21 protein-coding genes and 1 tRNA gene are annotated in these 23,172 nt (G+C 70.0%); 11 read left to right on the top strand and 11 right to left on the bottom strand.

The features are described 5' to 3' along the window. Nucleotides 1–849 carry an ABC transporter ATP-binding protein gene (locus H293_RS0121955; protein WP_020119995.1) on the top strand — a complete coding sequence of 283 codons (849 nt, stop codon included), beginning with the start codon at nt 1–3 and terminating at the stop codon, nt 847–849. Further along, nucleotides 846–1,562: an ABC transporter ATP-binding protein gene (locus H293_RS0121950; RefSeq protein WP_020119994.1), complete on the top strand. Its 717-nt coding sequence runs from the start codon at nt 846–848 to the stop codon at nt 1,560–1,562. Before H293_RS0121955 ends, H293_RS0121950 begins: the two co-directional genes overlap by 4 nt. 72 nt (nt 1,563–1,634) lie before the next feature. On the opposite strand, the gene H293_RS0121945 is transcribed toward H293_RS0121950, so the two are convergent. Further along, complete coding sequence (locus H293_RS0121945; RefSeq protein WP_020119993.1) at nt 1,635–2,291, bottom strand: ANTAR domain-containing response regulator; 657 nt, start codon at nt 2,289–2,291, stop codon at nt 1,635–1,637. 100 nt (nt 2,292–2,391) lie between these two features. On the opposite strand from H293_RS0121945, the gene H293_RS0121940 reads away from it, so the two are divergent. After that, a tRNA-Leu gene (locus tag H293_RS0121940) sits at nt 2,392–2,466 on the top strand. A 106-nt stretch (nt 2,467–2,572) separates the two neighbouring features. Continuing rightward, nucleotides 2,573–3,349 (top strand): hypothetical protein, encoded by a 777-nt coding sequence (locus tag H293_RS0121935; RefSeq protein WP_020119992.1) that lies wholly within the window; start codon nt 2,573–2,575, stop codon nt 3,347–3,349. A 13-nt stretch (nt 3,350–3,362) separates the two neighbouring features. Here H293_RS0121935 and pyk read toward each other — a convergent pair whose 3' ends face one another. Continuing rightward, entirely contained in the window at nt 3,363–4,799 is a 1,437-nt protein-coding gene (pyk, locus tag H293_RS0121930) for a pyruvate kinase (RefSeq protein ID WP_020119991.1), read from the bottom strand. Between the two features lie 144 nt (nt 4,800–4,943). Further along, nucleotides 4,944–5,639: an SIMPL domain-containing protein gene (locus tag H293_RS0121925; RefSeq protein WP_020119990.1), complete on the bottom strand. Its 696-nt coding sequence runs from the start codon at nt 5,637–5,639 to the stop codon at nt 4,944–4,946. Between the two features lie 151 nt (nt 5,640–5,790). Here H293_RS0121925 and H293_RS0121920 point away from each other — a divergent pair, with 151 nt between their 5' ends. Continuing rightward, on the top strand, nt 5,791–7,590 hold the full coding sequence (locus H293_RS0121920; RefSeq protein WP_020119989.1) for a bifunctional metallophosphatase/5'-nucleotidase: 1,800 nt from the start codon (nt 5,791–5,793) through the stop codon (nt 7,588–7,590). 80 nt (nt 7,591–7,670) lie between these two features. Here H293_RS0121920 and H293_RS0121915 read toward each other — a convergent pair whose 3' ends face one another. The 6 genes from H293_RS0121915 to H293_RS0121890 form a co-directional block, all read right to left on the bottom strand. Then, complete coding sequence (locus H293_RS0121915; protein WP_020119988.1) at nt 7,671–9,095, bottom strand: lysine N(6)-hydroxylase/L-ornithine N(5)-oxygenase family protein; 1,425 nt, start codon at nt 9,093–9,095, stop codon at nt 7,671–7,673. Further along, the gene (locus H293_RS0121910; RefSeq protein WP_020119987.1) at nt 9,092–10,510 is read right to left on the bottom strand and encodes a pyridoxal phosphate-dependent decarboxylase family protein; all 1,419 of its coding nucleotides are present in this window, start codon (nt 10,508–10,510) and stop codon (nt 9,092–9,094) included. The genes H293_RS0121915 and H293_RS0121910 overlap by 4 nt, the downstream gene beginning before the upstream one ends. 116 nt (nt 10,511–10,626) lie before the next feature. Next, nucleotides 10,627–13,113: an aminopeptidase N gene (pepN, locus tag H293_RS0121905; protein ID WP_020119986.1), complete on the bottom strand. Its 2,487-nt coding sequence runs from the start codon at nt 13,111–13,113 to the stop codon at nt 10,627–10,629. A 56-nt stretch (nt 13,114–13,169) separates the two neighbouring features. Continuing rightward, nucleotides 13,170–13,745 (bottom strand): response regulator, encoded by a 576-nt coding sequence (locus tag H293_RS0121900; protein ID WP_020119985.1) that lies wholly within the window; start codon nt 13,743–13,745, stop codon nt 13,170–13,172. A 138-nt stretch (nt 13,746–13,883) separates the two neighbouring features. Then, entirely contained in the window at nt 13,884–14,234 is a 351-nt protein-coding gene (locus H293_RS0121895; RefSeq protein ID WP_020119984.1) for a chorismate mutase, read from the bottom strand. A gap of 128 nt (nt 14,235–14,362) precedes the next feature. Beyond that, the gene (locus H293_RS0121890) at nt 14,363–15,235 is read right to left on the bottom strand and encodes a helix-turn-helix domain-containing protein (protein WP_020119983.1); all 873 of its coding nucleotides are present in this window, start codon (nt 15,233–15,235) and stop codon (nt 14,363–14,365) included. Between the two features lie 84 nt (nt 15,236–15,319). On the opposite strand from H293_RS0121890, the gene H293_RS0121885 reads away from it, so the two are divergent. Beyond that, a complete protein-coding gene (locus tag H293_RS0121885) occupies nt 15,320–17,089 on the top strand; it encodes a glycoside hydrolase family 35 protein (RefSeq protein WP_020119982.1) in 1,770 nt (589 codons plus the stop codon). Nucleotides 17,090–17,126: 37 nt separating this feature from the next. Further along, entirely contained in the window at nt 17,127–18,008 is an 882-nt protein-coding gene (locus H293_RS0121880; protein ID WP_020119981.1) for a hypothetical protein, read from the top strand. Between the two features lie 68 nt (nt 18,009–18,076). Here the strand turns inward: H293_RS0121880 and H293_RS0121875 are convergent, their stop codons facing one another. Both H293_RS0121875 and H293_RS0121870 read right to left on the bottom strand, forming a co-directional pair. Further along, nucleotides 18,077–18,982, bottom strand: coding sequence for an SDR family oxidoreductase (locus tag H293_RS0121875; RefSeq protein ID WP_020119980.1), 906 nt, complete (start codon nt 18,980–18,982; stop codon nt 18,077–18,079). 22 nt (nt 18,983–19,004) lie between these two features. After that, nucleotides 19,005–19,745, bottom strand: coding sequence for an SDR family oxidoreductase (locus H293_RS0121870; protein WP_020119979.1), 741 nt, complete (start codon nt 19,743–19,745; stop codon nt 19,005–19,007). A gap of 54 nt (nt 19,746–19,799) precedes the next feature. Here H293_RS0121870 and H293_RS0121865 point away from each other — a divergent pair, with 54 nt between their 5' ends. From H293_RS0121865 to H293_RS0121850, 4 genes are read left to right on the top strand one after another with little or no spacing between them, the layout of a single operon-like run. Then, complete coding sequence (locus H293_RS0121865) at nt 19,800–20,543, top strand: enoyl-CoA hydratase family protein (RefSeq protein WP_020119978.1); 744 nt, start codon at nt 19,800–19,802, stop codon at nt 20,541–20,543. Beyond that, nucleotides 20,540–21,361, top strand: coding sequence for a CoA transferase subunit A (locus tag H293_RS0121860; RefSeq protein ID WP_020119977.1), 822 nt, complete (start codon nt 20,540–20,542; stop codon nt 21,359–21,361). Before H293_RS0121865 ends, H293_RS0121860 begins: the two co-directional genes overlap by 4 nt. Then, entirely contained in the window at nt 21,342–22,058 is a 717-nt protein-coding gene (locus tag H293_RS0121855) for a CoA-transferase subunit beta (protein WP_020119976.1), read from the top strand. The genes H293_RS0121860 and H293_RS0121855 overlap by 20 nt, the downstream gene beginning before the upstream one ends. Next, nucleotides 22,058–23,107 (top strand): NAD(P)H-dependent flavin oxidoreductase, encoded by a 1,050-nt coding sequence (locus tag H293_RS0121850; RefSeq protein WP_020119975.1) that lies wholly within the window; start codon nt 22,058–22,060, stop codon nt 23,105–23,107. Before H293_RS0121855 ends, H293_RS0121850 begins: the two co-directional genes overlap by 1 nt. Nucleotides 23,108–23,172 lie beyond the last annotated feature (65 nt).

Genomic DNA, 23,172 nt, shown 5'->3' with positions numbered 1-23,172 from the left:
ATGACCACACCTGTACTCGAAGCCCGCAACGTCACCATGCGCTTCGGCGGCCTCACCGCCGTCCGCTCGGTCGACTTCACCGTCAACGCAGGCGAGATCGTCGGCCTCATCGGCCCCAACGGCGCCGGCAAGACCACCTTCTTCAACTGCCTCACCGGCCTCTACGTCCCCACCGAAGGCACGGTCACCTACCAGGGCACCGTCCTTCCCCCCAAGCCCCACCTGGTGACCAAGGCCGGCATCGCCCGCACCTTCCAGAACATCCGCCTCTTCGCCAACATGACGGTCCTCGAGAACGTCCTCGTAGGCCGCCACACCCGCACCAAGGAAGGCCTCTGGTCCGCCCTCCTGCGCGGACCCGGCTTCAAGAAGGCGGAGAAGGCCAGCGAAGAACGGGCCATGGAACTCCTCGAGTTCATCGGCCTGGAGGCCAAGCGCGACCACCTCGCCCGCAACCTCCCCTACGGCGAACAGCGCAAGCTGGAGATCGCGCGCGCCCTGGCCTCCGAACCCGGCCTGCTCCTCCTGGACGAGCCCACGGCCGGCATGAACCCCCAGGAGACGCGAGCCACCGAAGAGCTGGTCTTCGCCATCCGCGACATGGGCGTCGCCGTCCTCCTCATCGAGCACGACATGCGCTTCGTCTTCAACCTCTCGGACCGCGTCGCCGTCCTCGTCCAGGGCGAAAAACTCGTCGAAGGCACCTCCGAGGTCGTCCAGGCCGACGAACGCGTCATCGCCGCCTACCTCGGCGAACCCTTCGACGGCGACCCCGGCGCGACGGAAGCCGCCGGCGCCGACGCGGCCGACGCGCAGAGCACCACCAGCACCAAGGGAGAAGGCCAGTGACCGCACTCCTCGAAGTCGAGGACCTCCGGGTCTCCTACGGCAAGATCGAAGCCGTCAAGGGCATCTCCTTCAGCGTCGAAGCCGGCCAGGTCGTCACCCTCATCGGCACCAACGGCGCCGGCAAGACGACGACCCTCCGGACGCTCTCAGGCCTCCTGAAGCCCACCTCCGGCAAGGTCCTCTTCGACGGCAAGCCCCTCAGCGGCGTCCCCGCCCACAAGATCGTCTCCTTCGGACTCGCCCACTCCCCCGAAGGCCGGCACATCTTCCCCCGCCTGACGATCTTCGAGAACCTCCAACTCGGAGCCTTCCTCAGGAAGGACAAGGAAGGCATCGAAAAGGACATACAGCGCGCCTACGAGCTCTTCCCGATCCTGGGAGAACGCCGCAACCAGGCGGCAGGCACCCTCTCCGGCGGCGAACAGCAGATGCTCGCCATGGGCCGCGCCCTCATGTCCCAGCCGAAGCTGCTGATGCTCGACGAGCCCTCCATGGGCCTCTCCCCGATCATGATGCAGAAGATCATGGCGACCATCGTCGAACTCAAGTCCCAGGGCACGACGATCCTCCTCGTCGAACAGAACGCCCAGGCGGCCCTCTCCCTGGCCGACCAGGGACACGTCATGGAGGTCGGCAACATCGTCCTCTCCGGCACCGGCCAGGACCTCCTCCACGACGAGTCCGTCCGCAAGGCGTACCTCGGCGAGGACTGATCGTTCGGTAGTACGCCGAGGCCCGCGCCCCCTTCACCGGGGACGCGGGCCTCGTTGTTCTTCTACGGCCGCTCAGCCCTTGTTGGCCTTCTTCTCGTCGGCGTCCTGGATGACCGCCTCCGCGACCTGCTGCATCGACATACGGCGGTCCATCGACGTCTTCTGGATCCACCGGAACGCGGCGGGCTCCGTCAGACCGTACGACGTCTGAAGAATCGACTTCGCCCGGTCGACCAGCTTGCGGGTCTCCAGGCGCAGGGTGAGGTCGGCGACCTCGTTCTCCAGCTCCCGCAGCTCCGTGAACCGGGACACCGCCATCTCGATCGCCGGCACGACATCGCTCTTGCTGAACGGCTTGACCAGGTACGCCATCGCACCGGCGTCCCTCGCCCGCTCGACGAGGTCGCGCTGCGAGAAGGCGGTGAGCATCAGTACCGGGGCGATGCGCTCCTCGGCGATCTTCTCGGCGGCGGAGATACCGTCCAGCTTGGGCATCTTCACGTCGAGGATCACGAGGTCCGGCTTGTGCTCACGGGCGAGCTCGATGGCCTGCTCGCCATCGCCCGCCTCGCCTACGACGCTGTAGCCCTCTTCCTCCAGCATCTCTTTGAGGTCGAGCCGGATCAGGGCCTCGTCCTCGGCAATGACGACACGGGTCGTCAGCGGAGGCACGTGCGACTTGTCGTCGTCGGGCGCGTCTACGGGCTGGGGCGACTCGGGGGCGGTCACGGGGGCTCCTCGTTCAGGGGCAGGGGTACTGCTGACAAGAGCGTACCTAGCTGCGGTAAGGTAGGTGCGCGAGGGGTTGGACTTATCCTTCCTTTCCAAGGCCCCAGTACTCCAACCGGTTAGAGAGGCCGCTCTCAAACAGCGGACAGTGTGGGTTCGAATCCCACCTGGGGCACTTTTCCTTGGATTCCAAGGTTCCCACTAAGAAGCGGATGTCCACGTTCTCGTGAACATCCGCTTTTTGCTGCGTGTCGTCGCGATCACTCTCACAGAGTGGCCGCATGAACGATCACGGCACTGAGGTTCGACAGAAGGCCCTGGCACTGCTACGCGGCGGCGCCAAAAACGCAGAAGTCGCGCGCAAGTTCAGCGTCCCGCCCGGCACTATTGCCTACTGGAAGCACCTGGATCGAGCGAAGCGCGGCGAGTGCCCGGGCAAACACGATCCGAGCTGCCCACGATGCGATGACAGGGACCTCGACGAAGAGGCGTACAGCTACCTGCTCGGCCTCTACCTGGGGGACGGCCACATCAGCCGATACTCCGAGCACCGGGTGCCCAACCTGATGATCACGTGCGATGAATCCTGGCCAGGCCTGATGGACGCCTGCGAGCAGGCCATGCGCGCAGTGTTCCCTGACAATGCCGTCTGCCGCGTGCGGAAGATCGGCTGCCGCAACGTAAAGGTCTACTCGAAGCATCTGCACTGCTTGTTTCCACAGCACGGCCCCGGTAAGAAGCACGAGCGCACCATCGCCCTTGTGCCGTGGCAGCAGGCCATCGTCGACACCCACCCTTGGGATTTCATCCGCGGCCTCATCCACTCGGACGGATGCCGCATCACCAACTGGACGACACGCCTCGTAGCCGGTGAGCGCAAGCGCTACGAATATCCCCGGTACTGCTTCAGCAACAGGTCCGTCGACATCATGCGGCTCTTCACCAGCACCCTGGACCGAGTGGGCGTCGACTGGCGCCAGATGAACGCCTGCAACATCTCGATCGCCCGAAAAGCCTCAGTAGCCCTCATGGACACCCACGTAGGCCCCAAGCACTGACCGACCCCGCCCCCTACTTCGGACTGTCGTCCTCCCCGATGTGGTGCACCCGGACCAGGTTCGTCGAGCCGGATACCCCGGGCGGTGAACCGGCCGTGATCACCACCACGTCGCCCTTCTCGCACCGCCCGTACTGCAACAGCAACTCGTCCACCTGGTCCACCATCGCGTCCGTGGAGTCGACCTGCGGGCCGAGGAACGTCTCCACACCCCAGGTCAGGCTCAGCTGGGACCGGGTCGCCGGCTCCGGGGTGAACGCCAGCAGGGGAATCGGGGAGCGGTAGCGGGACAGACGGCGGACCGTGTCGCCGGACTGGGTGAATGCCACCAGGAACTTCGCGCCCAGGAAGTCACCCATCTCCGCCGCCGCTCGGGCGACCGCACCGCCCTGGGTGCGGGGCTTGTTCCGTTCCGTCAGCGGCGGCAGCCCCTTCGCCAGGATGTCCTCCTCCGCCGCCTCCACGATCTTCGCCATCGTCCGGACCGTCTCGACGGCGTACTTGCCCACGCTCGTCTCACCCGACAGCATCACCGCGTCCGTGCCGTCGATGACCGCGTTCGCCACATCGGACGCCTCCGCCCTCGTCGGACGCGAGTTCTCGATCATCGAGTCGAGCATCTGCGTGGCGACGATCACCGGCTTGGCGTTCCGCTTCGCCAGCTTGATCGCGCGCTTCTGGACGATCGGCACCTGCTCCAGGGGCATCTCCACGCCCAGGTCTCCGCGCGCGACCATGATGCCGTCGAACGCGGCGACGATGTCGTCGATCGCCTCGACCGCCTGGGGCTTCTCGACCTTGGCGATGACCGGGACCCGGCGCCCCGCCTCGTCCATGATGCGGTGGACGGCCTCGATGTCCTGGCCGGACCGTACGAAGGACAGGGCGATCACGTCGAAGCCCATGCGCAGGGCCCAGCGCAGGTCCTCCTCGTCCTTCTCGGACAGCGCCGGGACCGAGACGGCGACGCCCGGGAGGTTCAGGCCCTTGTGGTCGGAGACCATGCCGCCCTCGACCACCCTGGTGTGGACGCGGGGGCCCTCCACCGACGTGACCTCCAGGCAGACCTTGCCGTCGTCGACGAGGATGCGCTCACCCACGGTGACGTCCGAGGCGAGTCCGCCGTACGTCGTCCCGCAGGACCGCTGGTCGCCCGCCGCGCCCTCTTCGACCGTGATGGTGAAGGTGTCGCCGCGTTCAAGGAGTACGGGTCCTTCGGTGAAATTGCCGAGGCGGATCTTCGGGCCCTGAAGGTCGGCGAGGAGGCCGACGCTGCGGCCGGTCTCGTCGGAGGCCTTGCGGACGTGGTGGTAGCGCTCCTCGTGTTCGGCGTAGCTGCCGTGGCTGAGGTTGAAGCGGGCTACGTCCATTCCGGCGTCGACCAGGGCTTTGATCTGGTCGTACGAGTCGGTGGCGGGGCCCAGGGTGCAGACGATCTTTGCTCGGCGCATGTTTCGAGCCTAGACCTTACCGACGGGTAGGGAATTGGGGAGGTATGACGACTCAACAACCTCTGGGTGAAGGGTTGTTGACAAGCGTTGAAGTGTGCGCCACCCCGCTCTGATGAGCATTCCGAATGCAAATTCGAGTGCCGCTCACAGTGCGGGTGGTGCCATGGTGAAGCGTGCGTTGACCTGGGCGTGGACGTGTTGGCGTTGGGGTTCGAGGTCGAGTGGGGCGGCCGAGGTGTCGGCTGCGGCCTCGTAGGCCATGGAGCGAGCGCGGCTGGCCTTGCCGACGAAGCGGGGTTCGGGGTCCTCGGCGCCGATGTCGGCCAGTTCGACCAAGGACGCCAGTGACGTGCCCAGCGCCTCCGCGTACTCCCTCGCCCGCTGGACGGCTTCCCGTACGGCCTGTTGGCGGGCTTCCCGGTAGGCGGGTGAGTCGCGGCGCAGGGCCCACCAGGGTCCGTCGACCCGCGTCAACTCCTGGTCGGCCAGTCGGGTCGTCAGTTCCCCGAGGGCCGTGAAGTCGGTCAGTTCCGCGGTGATGTGGACGCGGCCGTGGTGGGCGTGGACGCGTTCGCCGCGGCCGTGTTCCTTGAGTTCGGGTGTGACGGAGAAGGAGCCGGTTTCCAGGTGTTCGACTGCGTCGCCGTAGGACTTGAGCAGGTCGAGGGCGGCGGTGTTGCGGCGGGTGAGGTCGTCGAGGGCGGTGCGGCGGTCCTTGCCGCGGGAGGCGACGGTGACGCTGATGCGGGCGATCTCGGGGTCGACTTCGAGGTGGGCTTCGCCGCGGACGGCGATGCGGGGGGCGTCGGGGGTGCCGTAGGGAACGGAGTCGGTGGCCATAACGACCCACTGTGTCAGTTCTTGGCCGGTTACGGACCCGGTCGGTGGCTGGTTGGGTCATCAGATCGAAACCTGCGGGGGCTGTTGCCGTTCGACATGTGCGGGTCAGAATCTACGCGCGTTGTTGACCGTTCCCCGAGGAGATCAAGACATGGCCTTGAACCGCAGGAAGTTCCTGGAGAAGTCCGCCGTGACCGGTGCGGGTGTCGCGCTGGCCGGTGCCGTGGGTGCTCCGGCCGCCCAGGCCGCGGAGGCCGGGAAGGGGCGCGAGAAGCGGTACTCGCTGACCGTGATGGGCACCACCGACCTGCACGGTCATGTCTTCAACTGGGACTACTTCAAGGACGCGGAGTACAAGGACACCGCGGGCAACGCGCAGGGTCTGTCGCGGATCTCGACGCTGGTGAACCAGGTCCGTGCGGAGAAGGGCCGCTGCAACACGCTGCTGCTGGACGCGGGCGACACGATCCAGGGGACGCCGCTGACGTACTACTACGCGAAGGTCGACCCGATCACCGCGAAGGGCGGTCCCGTCCATCCGATGGCGGCGGCCATGAACGCCATCGGGTACGACGCGGTGGCGCTGGGCAACCACGAGTTCAACTACGGCATCGAGACGCTGCGGAAGTTCGAGGAGCAGTGCGACTTCCCGCTGCTTGGCGCGAACGCGCTGGACGCGAAGACGCTGAAGCCCGCTTTTCCGCCGTTCTTCATCAAGACGTTCCATGTGAAGGGCGCGCCGCCGGTGAAGGTGGCGGTGCTGGGTCTGACGAACCCGGGTATCGCGATCTGGGACAAGGCCTATGTGCAGGGGAAGTTGACGTTCCCGGGGCTTGAGGAGCAGGCGGCGAAGTGGGTGCCGAAGCTGCGGTCCATGGGTGCGGACGTGGTGGTCGTGTCGGCGCACTCGGGTTCGTCGGGTACGTCGTCGTACGGTGACCAGTTGCCGTATGTCGAGAACTCGGCGGCGCTGGTGGCGCAGCAGGTGCCGGGGATCGACGCGATCCTGGTGGGGCATGCGCATGTGGAGATCCCGGAGCTGAAGGTCACCAACGCGAAGACCGGGAAGACGGTCGTGCTGTCGGAGCCGTTGGCGTACGCGGAGCGGTTGTCGCTGTTCGACATCGAGCTGGTCTTCGCGAAGGGGCGTTGGTCGGTCGAGTCGGTGTCGTCCAAGGTGCTGAACTCGAACTCGGTCGCGGACGACCCGAAGATCACGAAGCTGCTGAAGGCCGATCACGACGTCGTCGTGAGGTACGTGAACCAGGTGGTCGGTACGGCGACTGAGACGCTGACGACGGTCGAGGCGCGCTACAAGGACGCCCCGATCATCGACCTGATCACGAAGGTGCAGGAGGACGTGGTCAAGGCCGCGCTGGCGGGTACGGAGTACGCCTCGCTGCCCGTGATCGCGCAGGCGTCGCCGTTCTCGCGGACGTCGGAGATCCCGGCGGGCTCCGTGACGATCCGGGACCTGTCCAGCCTGTATGTGTACGACAACACGCTGGTGGCGAAGTTGCTGACGGGTGCGCAGGTCAGGGCGTACCTGGAGTACTCGGCGGAGTACTTCGTGCGGACGGCGGCGGGCGCGGTGGTGGACGTGGAGAAGCTGACGAACGCGGGTAACCGTCCGGACTACAACTACGACTACGTGTCGGGGCTGTCGTACGACATCGACATCGCTCAGGCGGCGGGTTCGCGGATCAAGAACCTGACCTACAACGGTGCCGCGCTGGACGACGCGCAGAAGTTCGTGTTCGCGGTGAACAACTACCGGGCGAACGGTGGCGGGGCGTTTCCGCACGTGGCCTCCGCCACCGAGCTGTGGTCGGAGTCGACGGAGATCCGGACGCGGATCGCGGAGTGGGTGACCGCGAAGGGTGTGCTGGACCCGAAGGAGTTCGCGTCGGTGGACTGGAGGCTCACGCGGGACGGTACGCCGGTCTTCTAGAGGCTGAGCAGGGTGGTGTCCGCGGCGCCGGCGATGACTTTCACGCCGGCGCCGTTGGCGTGGAGGCCGTCGCCGGTTTCTTACCGTCCTTCGACGAGGGGTGTCAGGACGGAGGCCTTGCGGGCGGGTGGGATGAGGGGCAGCCGGTCTTCGAGGCCGAAGGTGGTGAAGGCGGTGCGGGTGGGGAGGGGGTAGGCGTCCTTGCCGGTGAGGGTGTTGAGGATGGTGGCGCTGCGCCAGGCGGCGAGGCCGAGGTCGGGGGTGCCGACGCCGTGGGTGTGGCGTTCGGCGTTCTGGACGTACACGTGGCAGTCGGCGCCGGTGACGGACGGGTCGAGGGCGAGGCGGAAGTGTTCGTCGACGCGGGGGCGTTCGCGGCTGTCGCGGCGCATGTAGGGGTCGAGTCCGGCGAGGATGCGGTCGAGGGGGCGTTCGCGGTGGCCGGTGGCGAGGACGACGGCGTCGGTGGTGAGGCGGGAGCGGGTGCTCTGCTGGATGTGTTCGAGGTGGAGTTCGATCTTCGTGGTGGCGATTCTGCCGGCGGTGCGGACGCGGACGCCGGGGGTGAGGACGGTGTCGGGCCAGCCGCCGTGCAGGGTGCGGCGGTAGAGCTCGTCGTGGATGGCGGCGATGGTGTCGGTGTCGATGCCGCGGTGGAGTTGCCATTGGGTGGTGCCGAGGCGGTCGCGGACGCTTTCGGACAGGGCGTGGAAGTAGCGGGTGTAGTCGGGGGTGAAGTGTTCGAGGCCGAGCTTGGAGTACTCCATGGGTGCGAAGGCCTCGGTGCGGCCGAGCCAGTGGAGTTTTTCGCGGCCGGTGGGGCGGTGGCGGAGGAGGTCGAGGAAGATCTCGGCGCCGGACTGTCCTGAGCCGACGACGGTGACGTGGTCGGCGGCGAGGAGGCTCTGGCGGTGGTCGAGGTAGTCGGTGGCGTGGATGACGGGCACGCCGGGCGCCTCGACGAGGGGCTTCAACGGCTCCGGCACGTAGGGCTCGGTGCCGATGCCGAGGACGATGTTCTTGGTGTAGGTGCGGCCCAGTGCTTCGGCTTCGCCGTCGTTGTCGAGCTGGGTGAAGTCGACTTCGAAGACGTCGCGTTCGGGGTTGAAGCGGACGGCGTCGACCTGGTGGCTGAAGTGGAGTCCGGGGAGGTTCTCGGCGACCCAGCGGCAGTAGGCGTCGTATTCGGCGCGCTGGATGTGGAAGCGCTCGGCGAAGTAGAAGGGGAAGAGGCGCTCGCGGGTTTTGAGGTAGTTGAGGAAGGTCCATTCGCTGGCGGGATCGGCGAGGGTCACCAGGTCGGCGAGGAAGGGGACCTGGATGGTGGCGCCGTCGATGAGGAGCCCGGGGTGCCAGCCGAAGGCGGGGCGTTGGTCGTAGAAGACGGTGTCGAGTGCGGTGAGGGGCTGGGCGAGGGCGGCGAGGGAGAGGTTGAAGGGTCCGATGCCGATGCCGACGAGGTCGCGGGGTGCGTCGGGCTCGTGGTGTGGGGGGTGGGGGTTCATCGGGGGGTGGTTCCTTCCACGAGGTGCAGGAGTCCGGCGAGGTCGGCCGGCCGGGTGGTGGGGTTGAGGAGGGTGGCCTTGAGCCAGAGCCGGTTCGCTGCGCGGGCTCGGCCGAGGACGGCGCGGCCGTCGGTCAGGAGGCTTCGGCGTACGGCGGCGACGGCGTCGTCGGTGGCGCCCGCGGGGCGGAACAGGACCGTGCTGATGGTGGGCGGGGCGTGGAGTTCGAAGCCGGGGTGCCGGTCGATGAGTTCCGCGAACTGCCTTGCTTGATCGCAGACTTGGTCGACGAGTGCGCCGATCCCCGTCCGTCCCAGGGTCTTCAGCGTGACGGCGAGCTTGAGGACGTCGGGGCGGCGGGTGGTGCGCAGGGAGCGGCCGAGGAGGTCGGGGAGGCCGGCTTCGGTGTCGTCGTCGGCGTTGAGGTAGTCGGCGCGATGGGTCAGGGCGGCGAGGTCGTTGTCGTCGCGTACGGCAAGGAGGCCTGCGGCGACCGGTTGCCAGCCGAGTTTGTGCAGGTCGAGGGTGACGGTGTCTGCGACGCTCAGGCCGGTGAGCTTGGCTCTGTGCCGTGCGCTGAAGAGGAGTCCTCCGCCGTAGGCCGCGTCGATGTGCAGCCGCGCGCCCCGCTGTGCGCACAGGGCGGCGATCTCGGGGAGGGGGTCGATGAGGCCGGCGTCGGTGGTGCCGGCGGTCGCGGCGATGACCGACGGTCCGTGCAGGGCCTTGTCGAGGGCTGCGGGGTCGAGGGTGCCGTGGGGGGTGGACACGATCACCGGCTCGGGCAGGCCCAGGAGCCAGGCGGACCTCGGGAGGGAGTGGTGAGCGTTTTCGCCACAGATGAGGCGGACACCGGGGCCATGTGTCTCTCTGGCCAGGAGGAGGGCGAGTTGGTTGGATTCCGTGCCACCGGTTGTGATCAGGGCGTCGGGCCGGTGGGGGCTGGTCGCGCCCCGCGGCGGAGCCGCCTGTCGATACGGCCCCGCGCCCCTGGGTGGGTCTGCGTAGACCTCGTTTGCCAGTGCACGTGTCACCAGTGCCTCGAGCTCCGAGGCTGCCGGGGCCTGGTCCCACGAGTCCATCGACGGGTTCAGAACACTCACAGCCAGGTCTGCCGCTGCGGCCACCGCGAGAGGCGGACAGTGGAGGTGGGCTGTGCAGAAAGGGTCCGCCGGGTCCGCGGAGCCTTCCGCCAAGGCGCGCACCAGGCGCCGTAGCGCCTCCGGGTCACCCTCTTGCGGGAGTACGTCCCCCGCCGCGGCCCGCATCCGCTCGGCGACCTCGGGCGGGCCCCCGGCCGGCAGCGGACCGCCCCTGAGACGCTCTCCCTCCCCCAGCGCGTCCAGAACCGTGTCGAGCAGCGGGCGCAGCACATCGCGGCCTTCGGGGCCTGAGGCCAGGGGCGGCGTGCTCATCGTCGACCTCCGGGGGCGCTGGGAGCTTCCAGCTTGGACGCGGTTGCCTGGGCGCGCCCGGAGAGTTCAACGATCCTGACCCGGAAGGGGGTACTCCCGTACGGGGAAAATCCGCTCTACGACTGCCTCACGCGCAACGCGCGTCCCAGGTCGTCGAGTTGGTCGACCAGTTTGCGGCGCAGGGCGGGGATGGGGTCGGCGTCGCGCAGACAGGCCTGGCCGAGGGCCTGGTTGTCCTCGTCGATGGCGTGGTCGGGGAACGCCCAGCGACCGGCGGCGTCGGCGATCGCGGGGCCGCGGCGGGCGGCGAGGGCGACGGCGTCCTCGTAGTAGCGGGGCACGTACTGCCGTACGAGGTCGGTCTGTTCGGGTTGCCAGAAGCCCTGGGCGGTGGCGGTGAACAGGTAGTTGGAGAGGTCGTCGCGGGTGAACATCGCTTCCCAGGCCTGCGCCTTGGCCTCTTCCGTGGGCAGGGCGGCGCGGCAGCGGGCGGCGCCTTCCTGGCCGGTGGCGGAGGGGTCGCGGGCGAGTTCGGCGGCGATGGCGCTCTCGTCGGTGGCGCCGAGGACGGCGAGGCGGGCGAGGACGCGCCAGCGCAGTTCGGGGTCGAGTTCGGGGCCGCCGGGGACGGTGCCGTCGGCGAGCCAGGCGGCGATGGTGTCGGGGTGGGCGGCGGCGTTGACGCTGTGGCGGACGGCGATGAGGCGCAGGCCGGGGTTGTCGCCGTCCTCGGTGCGGCGGATGAGGTCGCGGCAGAGGGAGGAGAGGGTGGCGAGGGCGGCGGGGCGCTGTTCGGGGGTGACGTAGCGGTCGGCGACGTAGGTGGAGGCGAAGGCGAGGACGCCCTGGACGAGGGCGAGGTCCGTCTCGTGCGGGAGGTGGGTGCGGGCGGCGTCCAGGTAGGCGGTGGGCGGGAGTTCGCCGTCGCGGACCGCGTCCCTGAGGGCGTTCCAGACGACGGCGCGGCTCAGGGGCGAGGGCAGGCCGGAGAGGGTCTCGGTGACCGCTTTGAAGGACTCGGGGTCGAAGCGGACCTTGGTGTAGGTGAGGTCGCCGTCGTTGAGGAGGAGGAGGGTGGGGCGCTTGCCGATGGACTGCGGGGTGCTCTGCGGGACGTCGAGGTCGAGGCGTTCGCGCAGGACGAGGTGGCGGCCCTCGTCGGCGACGTCGAGGTCGTAGAGGCCGACGGCGACGCGGTGCGGGCGGCTGCCCTTGTGTTCGACCTGGAGGGTGTACGTGCCTTCCTCGCCGGGGGTGACCACGGGTCGCAGGGTGTCGACGCCGGTGGTGCGCAGCCAGGCGTCGGCCCAGGCGTGGACGTCGCGTTCGGTGGCGGAGGCGAGGGAGTCGATGAAGTCGGCGAGGGTGGCGTTGGCGAACCGGTGGCGGGCGAAGTGGGTGTTGATGCCGGCGAGGAAGTCCTTCTCGCCGAGCCAGGTGACCAGCTGGCGCAGTGCGGAGGCGCCCTTGGCGTAGGAGATGCCGTCGAAGTTCAGCAGGGCCGCTGCCGTGTCGTCGACGGCTTCGGGGGCGACGGGGTGGGTGGAGGGGCGCTGGTCGGCGTCGTAGCCCCAGCCCTTGCGCATGACGCCGAAGTCGACCCAGGTGTCGGTGAAGCGGGTGGCCTCGGTGAGGGTCTGGTAGCCCATGTACTCGGCGAAGGACTCGTTGAGCCAGATGTCGTCCCACCAGCGCAGGGTGACGAGGTCGCCGAACCACATGTGGGCCATCTCGTGGGCGATGACCATGGCGCGGGTCTGGCGTTCGGTGTCGGTGACGGCGGAGCGGTAGACGAACTCGTCGCGGAAGGTGACGAGGCCGGGGTTCTCCATGGCGCCGGCGTTGAACTCGGGGACGAACGCCTGGTCGTAGGAGTCGAAGGGGTAGGGCTCCTCGAACTTCTCGTGGTAGCGGTCGTAGCACTGCCTGGTGATCTCGAAGATCTCGTCGGCGTCCGGGTCAAGGTAGGGGGCCAGCGAGCGGCGGCAGTGGATGCCGAAGGGCAGGCCGCGGTGTTCGGTGCGCACGGAGTGCCAGGGGCCGGCGGCCACGGCGACCAGGTAGGTGGAGATCAGGGGCGTGGCGGCGGCCTGCCAGTGGCCGTCGCCGAGGTCGGTGGTGATGCCGTTGGCGAGGACGCTCCAGCCGGCGGGGGCCTTGACCGACAGGTCGAAGACGGCCTTGAGGTCGGGCTGGTCGAAGGCGGCGAAGACGCGCTGGACGTCCTCCATGAACAGCTGGGTGTAGACGTAGGTCTCGCCGTCGGTGGGGTCGGTGAAGCGGTGCATGCCCTCACCGGTGCGGGAGTACCGCATGACGGCGTCGATGCGCAGTTCGTGCTCGCCGGGGGTCAGTGCCTTGAGGGGCAGCCGGTTGTCCTTGAGGGTCTCCGGGTCGAGGGGGTGGCCGTCGAGGGTGGCCTCCCGCAGTTCGGCCGGCTTGAGTTCGACGAAGGTGTCCGCCTGCGTGCGCGCGGTGAACCGGACGACGGTCCGGGACGTGAAGGTCTCGTCACCGGTGGTGAGGTCGAGCGCGATGGCGTAGTGGTGAACGTCGAGGAGCTTGGCACGGGTCTGCGCTTCGTCGCGCGTCAGTACGGACATGCAGGACATGCTGCCTGATGGCAGAGGCAACTCACAGAGGCGGATCGGTACACGCCTTATGTCCGGTCCTGTTCGAGCTCCCCGGTGTGCGCCCCGTTGATGCGCTGGACCGGTACGCGCGCGTCCGGGTGGGGCAGCGCGCGGTGGCGGGCCGCCGCGTCGCCGTCCTCCTCGTCGTGGCCCTTGTCCTCGCCGTGGTCCTTGACGAGGGCGCGTAACTCCCGCACCTCTTGTTCGAGGGCGAGGTGGCGGCGGTGGGTGTCGAAGAGGTAGCGGACCTTGGTGCGCAGGGCCCAGGGGTCGATGGGTTTCATCACGAGGTCGGCGACGCCGAGGCCGAAGGCGGCGGAGGTCAGTTCGTGGTCGGGGCCGAAGCCGGTGAGCAGGACGACGGGGATGTGCTGGGTCTGCTCCAGGCGCCGCATGTAGCGGACCACGTCGAGGCCGCTGACGCCGGGCATCCGTACGTCGAGGAGCAGGAGGCCGACCTGGCCCCTGAGCACCTGCTTGAGGGCTTCGTCACCGCTGGTGGCGCGGCCGAGCCGGTAGCCCAGGGGGGCCAGGGCGCTCTCCAGGGCGTAGAGCGTGTCCTCGTGGTCGTCGACGATGAGGATCTTGGCATCCGAAGGCATGGCCCGACGTCCCTCCCTCGCGGACAGCCAGCCTACGTCCGTGTGCTGACACGGAGTGCTCGCGGGCTGACAAGGAGTGCACAGCGCAGCATGCCGGGTGCGGGCGCCCGTGTCACCTCCCCGGGGCGTCCGGCGAGGTCAATCGGCCAGGGGGGTGGAGTCGTCGACGGTGTCCTCGGCGATGCGCTCGTGGTGCCTGATCACCTCGGCGATGATGAAATTCAGGAACTTCTCAGCGAACGCCGGGTCGAGTTTGGCGTTCTCGGCGAGGGTGCGCAGCCGCTCGATCTGGCGGGCCTCGCGGGCCGGGTCGGCGGGCGGCAGCTGGTGGCGGGCCTTGAGGTGGCCGACCTGCTGGGTGGCTTTGAAGCGCTCGGCGAGCATGTGGACGACGGCCGCGTCGATGTTGTCGATGCTGTCGCGCAGCCGTCCGAGCTCTTCGCGGACGGCGGGGGCGACGTCACCGGATCCGGTGTTGCTGGTGGTCATGGGCGACAACCCTAAGGGGACGGGGTGAACGGTTCGACGTCGGATCGGGGGACCTGGACGTCGACTGTCGGCGAAACGGCCGGAGCGGGAGGCGGGTGATCGGCTACCCGGCCCCCGACCCCGCCCCTTCAGATCCTCGGCGGATCGTCCGGATCCGGTACCTGGTTGCTCCAGCCACCGGGCACCGTCCGGCTCTCCTGGGCGCGGAAGCGGATCGGGGCCATGCCGACGCGGCGGGTGAACAGGCGGGAGAAGTAGGCGGGGTCGTCGTAGCCGACGCGGCGGGCGACGGCGGCGACGGGGAGTTCGGTGGCGGCGAGGAGTTCCTTGGCGCGGCCGAGGCGGATGCCGAGGAGGTAGTCCTTGGGGCTGCAGCCGGCGCCGCGGCGGACGGCGGTGCGCAGTTCGGCGAGGGTCATGCCGTGCCGGGTGGCGTGGTCGGCGACGGACATCGGTTTGAAGGCGTCGCGGGCGAGGGCCTTGAGGACGGGGTCGCCGTCGGGGGCGAGGTCGGCACGGGCGCGGCGCAGGGCGACGAGGAGTTCGTGGACGGCGGCGCCGGTCTCGACCTCCAGGAGGGGGTTGTCGCGGCGGGCGGCGCGGGCGATGCGGGCGATGACCGCGCGCGGCCCGGTGGCGTCGGACAGGGGCACGACGGGGCGGTCGGGTTCGATGTAGCCGAGTTCGGTGTAGGTGGCGGTGGCGGGGCCGGTGAAGCCGACGAACCCCTCGTCCCAGCCGGTTTCCGGGTCGGGTGCGTAGTGGTGCGGGATGCCGGGGGTGAGCCACAGCAGCGAGGGCGCGGTGACGGTCGTACGGCGGCCGTCGGGGGTCTCGTACCACCCGGTGCCGGTGCTGATGACGACGGCGACGTGGCTGTCGAGGGTGCGGGGGCCGACGGTGGGCAGCGCGCCGTACTGGAGCCCGACTCCCAGGCAGACCACGCCCAGGCGGTGGTGGACGGGGCTGGGGGTGAGGAATCGCATCCAGGTGTGGTACATCGCGCTCCTTGCGTGCGCTTCGGTCCAAGCAGCGCCGATCTTTGTCCATGGACCTGATCGCCGCCAGTGGCGAGGGTGGAGCCTATGAGCGAGTTCACGGTGGGTGAAACCGATTTCCTGCTGGACGGCCGACCGGTGCGGCTGTTGTCCGGCGCGCTGCACTACTTCCGGGTGCACGAGGCCGGGTGGGGGCACCGGCTGGCGATGTTGCGGGCGATGGGCCTCAACTGTGTGGAGACGTACGTGCCGTGGAATCTGCACGAGCCGCACCCGGGTGACGTCCGGGACGTGGCGGCGCTGGGCCGGTTCCTGGACGCGGCCCGGGAGGCGGGGCTGTGGGCGATCGTGCGCCCCGGTCCCTACATCTGCGCGGAGTGGGAGAACGGCGGTCTGCCGCACTGGCTCAAGGGGCACGCACGCACGAGCGACGAGGTGTACCTCGGGCAGGTGGAACGCTGGTTCGGGCGGCTGCTGCCGCAGGTCGTGGAGCGGCAGATCGACCGCGGCGGCCCGGTGATCATGGTCCAGGCGGAGAACGAGTACGGCAGCTACGGCTCGGATGCCGGGTATCTCCTGCGGCTGACGGAGCTGCTGCGCGCGGAGGGCGTCACGGTGCCGTTGTTCACCTCGGACGGCCCCGAGGACCACATGCTCACCGGCGGTTCGGTCCCGGGTGTCCTCGCCACGGTGAACTTCGGCTCCGGCGCCCGTACGGCCTTCGAGGCGCTGCGCCGGTACCGGCCGGACGGCCCGCTGATGTGCATGGAGTTCTGGTGCGGCTGGTTCCAGCACTGGGGCGGTGGGCCCGTCGTACGGGACGCCGGGGACGCGGCCGCGGCGCTGCGGGAGATCCTGGAGTGCGGGGCCTCGGTGAACCTGTACATGGCGCACGGGGGCACGAACTTCGCGGGCTGGGCGGGCGCCAACCGGGGCGGGGGCGCGCTGCACGACGGTCCGCTGGAGCCGGACGTGACGTCGTACGACTACGACGCGCCGATCGACGAGTACGGCAGGCCGACGGAGAAGTTCTGGCGCTTCCGTGAGGTGCTGTCCGCGTACGGTCCGGTGGCGGAGCTGCCGCCCGCGCCGGAGGTGTTGGGTGCCATGACTGACGTGGACCTGACCGCATGGGCTTCCCTGTCCGCCGTCCTGGAGGAGCACGGCGGACCGGTCCACGAGGGCCCCGTGCCGCCGACCTTCGAGGAGCTGGACGTCGACCGGGGGCTGGTGCGGTACGAGGTGACCGTGCCGGGGCCGCGGCAGCCGTACCCGCTGATCGCGCGGGGGCTGCGGGATCTCGCGGTGGTGTACGTGAACGGGGAGCGGGCCGGGGTGCTCACCGAGGACGACGCGCAGCTCAAGGAGCCGGTCGCGGGGTACGCGCGCGTGGAGCTGTGGGTGGAGTCGCTGGGGCGGGTCAACTACGGGCCCAGGAGCGGGGAGGCCAAGGGGATCACAGGGGGGCTGCTGCACGAACGGCAGTTCCTGCACGGGGTGCGGGCGCGGGGGCTGCGCCTCGACGCGCTGGACTCCGTGACCGGGATCGGCTTCGGGGCGGTCCCCGGGGACGGCTCGGCGGGGCTGTACCGGGGTGAGGTGAGCGTGCGGGGCGCCGGGGACGCGGTGCTTGAGCTGCCGGGCTGGACCCGGGGGTTCGTGTGGGTCAACGGCTTCAACCTCGGCCGGTACTGGTCCGCGGGCCCGCAGCGGACGCTGTACGTGCCCGGCCCGGTGCTGCGGGAGGGAGGCAACGACGTGTGGGTGCTGGAGCTGGAGGATGCACCGGCGAGCGGGCCCGCGCTCCGGCTCCGTGCGCCGGATCCGACCCACGAGAATCCGCCCGCGACCTCGTAGAGTGGAATCGGGTTCAGGGCGTCTTGGGGGTACGGGCGTGACGAACGACGGACCGGTCCAGCACGGCTACCCGCACCTGGAGACGGTGCGGGCCTCGATCAACGCGCTCTACAAGCGGCTCTCCTACGACACCGTCCAGACGTTCGCGACGAGCGTGGCGCCGGTGGACGTGGCGTTCTGCGACACCGACGACCTCTATCTCGGGACGCAGCGGGTGGCCCGGGAGCTGGTGCGGCACTACCGGCTGCCGGACGCCCGGTTCGTGGTCAGCTTCCGGGAGATGACCCACGCGGCGAACGTCGAACTCACCGCGGGCCCCGAGTACTTCGTCGAGCTGAACGACCGTTTCCGCACCCATCGGCGGGACATCGGCGCGGCACTGGCCCACGAGGTCATGCACGTGTATCTGCACCGGCTGGACCTCTCCTTCCCAGGGGTGCGGGAGAACGAGATCCTCACGGACACGGCGACGACGTATCTGGGGGCGGGCTGGCTGCTGCTGGACGCCTACCGGGAGGACGCGGCGTCGTCGCAGAAGCTGGGGTATCTCACGCCGGAGGAGTTCGGGTACGTGCTGGCGAAGCGGTCGCTGGTGTTCGGGGAGGACCCCTCGGTGTGGTTCACCAGCGCGCAGGCGTACACGGCGTATGTGAAGGGGATGGCGCAGGCCCGCCAGGACTCCGAACAGCCACCCCTCACTGCGGCGGGCTGGGCGGGCCGCCGCCGCTACGCCCGGGACCGCCGCCACGCCCCCGGTCCGCAGCCGGGGGTTCCCTACACGTTCACCCCGGACGGGCCCGGGCGTCTGCGGGTGTCGTTTCCCTGTCCTACCTGTCACCAGCGGCTCCGGGTGCCGGTGCGGGGGCGGGTGCGGGCGCGATGCGCTTTGTGCCGGACGGTTCTGGAGTGTGACACGTAGGGTTTGCGCCCGTCTGCGAGTGTCCTGTGGCTGGTCGCGCAGTTCCCCGCGTCCCTGGGCAGGTCCAGTTACGCGCCATACACCGGAGCCGGTGTCTCCGCCTCGCCGAGCAGCTTCCGTGCGGTCTCTCCTGCCTCCGCCGGGGTCCACTTCGCGCCTCGGTCGGCGCTCGGGCCCGGCCGCCAGCCCTCCATCACCGTGATCCGGCCGCCCTCCGCCTCGAAGACCCGGCCCGTCACCCCTGCGCACTCCGCCGAGCCCAGCCACACGACCAGCGGGGACACGTTCTCCGGAGCCATCGCGTCGAAGCCGTCGGACGGAACGGCCATCGTGTCGGCGAACGTCCGCTCCGTCATCCTGGTCCGTGCCGCGGGGGCGATCGCGTTGACCTGGACGCCGTAGCGGGCGAGTTCGGCCGCCGCGACCAGGGTGAGGCCGACGATCCCGGACTTCGCGGCGCTGTAGTTGCCCTGTCCCACCGAGCCCAACAGGCCTGCCCCGCTGGAGGTGTTGACGATCCTGGCCGCCGGCGCACGGCCCGCCTTCGTCTCCGCCCGCCAGTGCGCGGCCGCGTGTTTCAGCGGCAGGAAGTGGCCCTTCAGGTGGACGCGCATCACCGCGTCCCAGTCGTCCTCCTCCAGGTTGACCAGCATCCGGTCGCGCAGGAACCCGGCGTTGTTGACGAGGGTGTCGAGGCGGCCGTAGGCGTCCAGGGCCGCCCGGACGAGAGACGCGGCACCGTCGGGGGTGGCGATGTCGCCGCCGTGGGCGATGGCCTCGCCGCCCGCCGCGCGGATCTCCTCGGCGACGAGGACGGCGGGGCTTTCGGGGTCCGGTGTGCCGTCGAGGCCCACGCCGAGGTCGTTGACGACGACCCGTGCCCCCTCGGCGGCGAAGGCGAGCGCGTGGGCGCGGCCGAGACCGCGGCCCGCGCCGGTGACGACGACGACCCGGCCGTCGCTGATTCCGGTCATCTCACGTCTCCTTGTCGATGGTTCACGTCTCCTTGTTGACCGTTGCGGCGTCGAGGAACGCCGGCCGTTCCCCGCCGCCGTGCACCAGCAACGAGGCCCCGCTGATGTACGCGGCGGCGTCCGAGGCGAGGAACACGGCTGCGGCGCCCACGTCCGAGGGTTCGGCCAGGCGGCCGAGCGGGACCGTGCGGGAGACCGCCGCGATGCCCTCCTCGTCGCCGTAGTGCAGCTGCGACCGCTCGGTGCGGACCATGCCGACGACCAGGGTGTTCACCCGGACGTCCGGCGCCCACTCCACGGCCATCGATCGGGCGAGGTTCTCCAGGCCCGCCTTGGCCGCCCCGTACGCGGCGGCGCCGGGCGAGGGCCGGCCGCCGCTGACGCTGCCGATCATGACGATCGAGCCGCGGGTGCGTTTCAGGTGTTCGTAGGCGGCGAGGGACACCGTGAGCGGGGCGAGGAGGTTCAACTCCAGGACGCGGACATGCCGTTCGGGGCCGGTGTCGGCGAGCAGCCGGTAGGGGGCGCCGCCCGCGTTGTTGACCAGGACGTCCAGGCGCGGCAGTTCGGCGAAGAAGTCCCCTACGGCGTCGGCGTCCCGGACGTCCAGGGGCACGAACCGCGCCTTCGGCAGGGGGACTTCGGGCGGTCTGCGCGCGCAGACGACGACCTCCGCCCCCGCCTCCGCGAAGGAGCGCGCGATCCCGGCGCCGACTCCCCGCGTGCCCCCGGTGACGACCACGACCCTCCCGCTCAGCTCCATTCACCGCTACCCTTCACCTAACAAACGTTTGGTGGAAAGGTAGCTGATGCGGCCATGGGTGTCTCCACCTCGTCCCCGGAAAAGGGGATCGTCCGGGTCGGGATCGACTTCCCGCCGGTGAACGCCCTCGCGGTGGACGGCTGGTTCGCCCTGGCCGACGCCGTGCGCGCGGCGGGCCGTGATCCGGAGGTCAGGTGTGTGGTCCTGGCGGCCGAGGGGCGCGGCTTCAACGCGGGCGTGGACATCAAGGAGATCCAGTCGCGTGGCTCGGCCGCCCTCGTGGGCGCCAACCGCGGTTGCTTCGAGGCATTTTCGGCGGTGTACGACTGCGAGGTGCCCGTGCTGGCGGCCGTGCAGGGATTCTGCCTGGGCGGGGGCATCGGCCTGGTGGGCAACGCGGATGTGATCGTGGCGAGCGAGGACGCCACCTTCGGCCTGCCCGAGCTGGACCGCGGCGCCCTCGGCGCGGCCACCCACCTGGCCCGCCTGGTCCCCCAGCACCTCATGCGCGCCCTGTACTTCACCTCGCGCACGGTCACCGCCGCCGAACTGCACCGGCACGGCGCGGTGTGGAGGGTCGTCCCGAGGGACGAACTCACCGCCGCGGCCCTGGAGTCGGCCCGCGAGATCGCCGCCAAGGACGGCGAGCTGCTGCGCCTGGCCAAGGCCGCCATCAACGGCATCGACCCGGTCGACGTCCGCCGCAGCTACCGCTACGAACAGGGTTTCACCTACGAGGCGAGCGTCAGCGGGGTCGCCGACCGGGTCCGTGACAGGTTCGGCAGGGAGGCCGAGTGAGCGACAAGACCATGACGGCCGACGAGGTCGTCTCCCGGCTGCGCAGCGGCATGACCCTCGGCATCGGCGGCTGGGGTTCGCGCCGCAAGCCGATGGCGCTGGTGCGCGCGCTGCTGCGCTCGGACGTCACCGACCTGACGATCGTCTCCTACGGCGGCCCGGACGTCGGCATGCTCGCCGCCGCCGGGCGCATCCGCAAGCTCGTCGCCGCCTTCGTCACCCTCGACTCGATCCCCCTCGAACCCCACTACCGGGCGGCCCGCGAAGTCGGTGCCTTCGAGCTGATGGAGGTCGACGAGGCGATGTTCATGTGGGGCCTGCGGGCGGCCGCCAACCGGCTGCCGTTCCTGCCGGTGCGGGCGGGCATCGGATCGGACGTCGTGCGGGTCAACCCGGGCCTTCGGACGGTGACTTCGCCGTACGACGACCGGGAGACGTTCGTGGCCATGCCCGCGCTCGGTATGGATGCCGCCCTGGTGCACCTGAACCGCGCCGACCGGCTGGGCAACGGCCAGTGTCTCGGCCCCGACCCGTACTTCGACGACCTGTTCTGCGAGGCGGCCGACACCGCGTACGTCTCCTGCGAACGGATCGTGGAGACCGCCGAGTTGACCAAGGACGCGCCGCCGCAGTCACTGCTCGTCAAACGGCACACGGTGACCGGCGTGGTCGAGGCTCCGGGCGGCGCGCACTTCACCTCCTGCGCTCCCGACTACGGCCGGGACGAGGCCCTGCAGCGGGAGTACGCGACCACGCCCTGGCCGGAGTTCGCCGCACGGTATCTCGGGGGAGGACCGCATGACCGCGACCCGGAGTGAGTACTGCGTGATCGCCTGCGCCGAGGCCTGGCGGGACGCGGGCGAGATCCTGGCGAGCCCGATGGGCCTGATCCCCTCGGTGGGCGCCCGGCTCGCCCGTCTCACCTTCTCCCCCGACCTGCTGCTGACCGACGGCGAGGCCCTGCTGGTCCGCCCGGACGGCACACCCGAGGGCTGGCTGCCCTACCGCCAACACCTCGCCCTGGTCACCGGCGGGCGGCGGCACGTGATGATGGGCGCGAGCCAGATCGACCGGTACGGCAACCAGAACATCTCCTGCATCGGCGACTGGGCGAGGCCGAAGCGGCAGCTGCTCGGGGTGCGGGGCGCACCGGTCAACACCCTGAACAACCCGACCAGTTACTGGGTGCCCAGGCACTCCCGGCGGGTGTTCGTGGAGAAGGTCGACATGGTGTGCGGAGTCGGGTACGACCACGCCGCCGGGGCGCGCTTCCACCGCATCCCGCGGGTCGTCTCCGACCTGGGCGTGTTCGACTTCGACACCCCGGACCGCTCGATGCGGCTGGCCTCGGTGCATCCCGGGGTCACCGTGGAGCAGGTCCGGGAGGCCACCGGCTTCGAGTTGGCCGTACCGGACGAGGTGCCGTACACCCGCGAACCGACCGCCGAAGAACTGGAGTTGATCCGCGAGGTGCTCGACCCGGCCGACACCCGGGCCCGGGAGGTCGGCGCCTGATGGAGACCGCGTTCACCCGGCTGGTCGGGGTCCGCCACCCGGTCGTGCAGACCGGGATGGGATGGGTGGCGGGACCGCGCCTGGTCTCCGCCGCGGCGAACGCGGGCGCACTCGGCATCCTGGCGTCCGCGACGATGACCCCCGACCGGCTGCGGGAGGCGATCCGCGAGGTCGCCTCCCGCACGGACGCGCCCTTCGGGGTCAACCTCCGCGCCGACGCGGCGGACGCCGGGGAGCGGGTGCGGATCATGATCGAGGAGGGGGCCCGGGTCGCCTCCTTCGCCCTCGCGCCCTCCCCGGAGCTGATCACGCGGCTCAAGGAGGCGGGGATCGTCGTCATTGCGTCCGTCGGCGCCCGGCGCCATGCCGAGAAGGTCGCGGGCTGGGGTGCGGACGCGGTGATCGTGCAGGGCGGCGAGGGCGGCGGACACACCGGGGAGGTGGCGACGACGGTTCTGCTGCCTCAGGTGGTGGACGCGGTGGACATCCCGGTCGTGGCGGCGGGCGGCTTCTTCGACGGGCGGGGTCTGGTCGCGGCGCTGGCGTACGGGGCGGCGGGCGTCGCCATGGGCACGCGGTTCCTGCTCACCGCGGACTCGACGGTGCCGGACGCGGTGAAGGCGCGCTATCTGGCGGCGACGGTCAAGGACGTGACGGTGACCCGGGCGGTCGACGGCCTTCCGCACCGCATGCTGCGGACCGACCTGGTGACCGCGCTGGAGGACTCCGGGCGGGCGAAGTCCCTGGCGCGGGCCGTCCGCAGAGCGGCCGGCTTCCGGCGGCTGTCCGGGCTCACCTGGCGGCAACTGGTCCAGGACGGCCTCGCCCTGCGCCACGGCAAGGACCTCACCTGGAGCCAGGTCCTGCTCGCCGCCAACACGCCCATGCTCCTCAAGTCGGCGATGGTGGACGGCCGTACGGATCTCGGCGTGATGGCCTCCGGACAGGTCGCCGGGGTGATCGACGACCTGCCGTCGTGCGCGGAGCTGATGGAGCGGATCATGAAGGAGGCCGAGGAGGTCCTTCAGGGCCTCACAGCCTCTCGATGACCGTCACCTTCGCCTGTCCCCCGCCCTCACACATGGGCACCATCCCCGACGGCCCCCTCGCACCC

Origin of the sequence: Streptomyces canus 299MFChir4.1, assembly GCF_000383615.1 — a bacterium.
Taxonomy (GTDB): Bacteria; Actinomycetota; Actinomycetes; order Streptomycetales; family Streptomycetaceae; genus Streptomyces; species Streptomyces canus_C.
The sequence above is the reverse complement of the archived record's forward strand: the minus strand, read 5'-3'. Positions and strand labels throughout refer to the sequence as shown.

Bases quoted from the DNA above. Each gene is read 5' to 3' on its own strand.
- H293_RS0121955 (WP_020119995.1), top strand. From the start codon at position 1: ATGACCACACCTGTACTCGAAGCCCGCAACGTCACCATGCGCTTCGGC.
- H293_RS0121935 (WP_020119992.1), top strand. From the start codon at position 2,573: ATGAACGATCACGGCACTGAGGTTCGACAGAAGGCCCTGGCACTGCTA.
- pyk (WP_020119991.1), bottom strand. From the start codon at position 4,799: ATGCGCCGAGCAAAGATCGTCTGCACCCTGGGCCCCGCCACCGACTCG.
- H293_RS0121925 (WP_020119990.1), bottom strand. From the start codon at position 5,639: ATGGCCACCGACTCCGTTCCCTACGGCACCCCCGACGCCCCCCGCATC.
- H293_RS0121920 (WP_020119989.1), top strand. From the start codon at position 5,791: ATGGCCTTGAACCGCAGGAAGTTCCTGGAGAAGTCCGCCGTGACCGGT.
- H293_RS0121915 (WP_020119988.1), bottom strand. From the start codon at position 9,095: ATGAACCCCCACCCCCCACACCACGAGCCCGACGCACCCCGCGACCTC.
- H293_RS0121910 (WP_020119987.1), bottom strand. From the start codon at position 10,510: ATGAGCACGCCGCCCCTGGCCTCAGGCCCCGAAGGCCGCGATGTGCTG.
- pepN (WP_020119986.1), bottom strand. From the start codon at position 13,113: ATGTCCGTACTGACGCGCGACGAAGCGCAGACCCGTGCCAAGCTCCTC.
- H293_RS0121900 (WP_020119985.1), bottom strand. From the start codon at position 13,745: ATGCCTTCGGATGCCAAGATCCTCATCGTCGACGACCACGAGGACACG.
- H293_RS0121895 (WP_020119984.1), bottom strand. From the start codon at position 14,234: ATGACCACCAGCAACACCGGATCCGGTGACGTCGCCCCCGCCGTCCGC.
- H293_RS0121890 (WP_020119983.1), bottom strand. From the start codon at position 15,235: ATGTACCACACCTGGATGCGATTCCTCACCCCCAGCCCCGTCCACCAC.
- H293_RS0121885 (WP_020119982.1), top strand. From the start codon at position 15,320: ATGAGCGAGTTCACGGTGGGTGAAACCGATTTCCTGCTGGACGGCCGA.
- H293_RS0121875 (WP_020119980.1), bottom strand. From the start codon at position 18,982: ATGACCGGAATCAGCGACGGCCGGGTCGTCGTCGTCACCGGCGCGGGC.
- H293_RS0121870 (WP_020119979.1), bottom strand. From the start codon at position 19,745: ATGGAGCTGAGCGGGAGGGTCGTGGTCGTCACCGGGGGCACGCGGGGA.
- H293_RS0121865 (WP_020119978.1), top strand. From the start codon at position 19,800: ATGGGTGTCTCCACCTCGTCCCCGGAAAAGGGGATCGTCCGGGTCGGG.
- H293_RS0121855 (WP_020119976.1), top strand. From the start codon at position 21,342: ATGACCGCGACCCGGAGTGAGTACTGCGTGATCGCCTGCGCCGAGGCC.
- H293_RS0121850 (WP_020119975.1), top strand. From the start codon at position 22,058: ATGGAGACCGCGTTCACCCGGCTGGTCGGGGTCCGCCACCCGGTCGTG.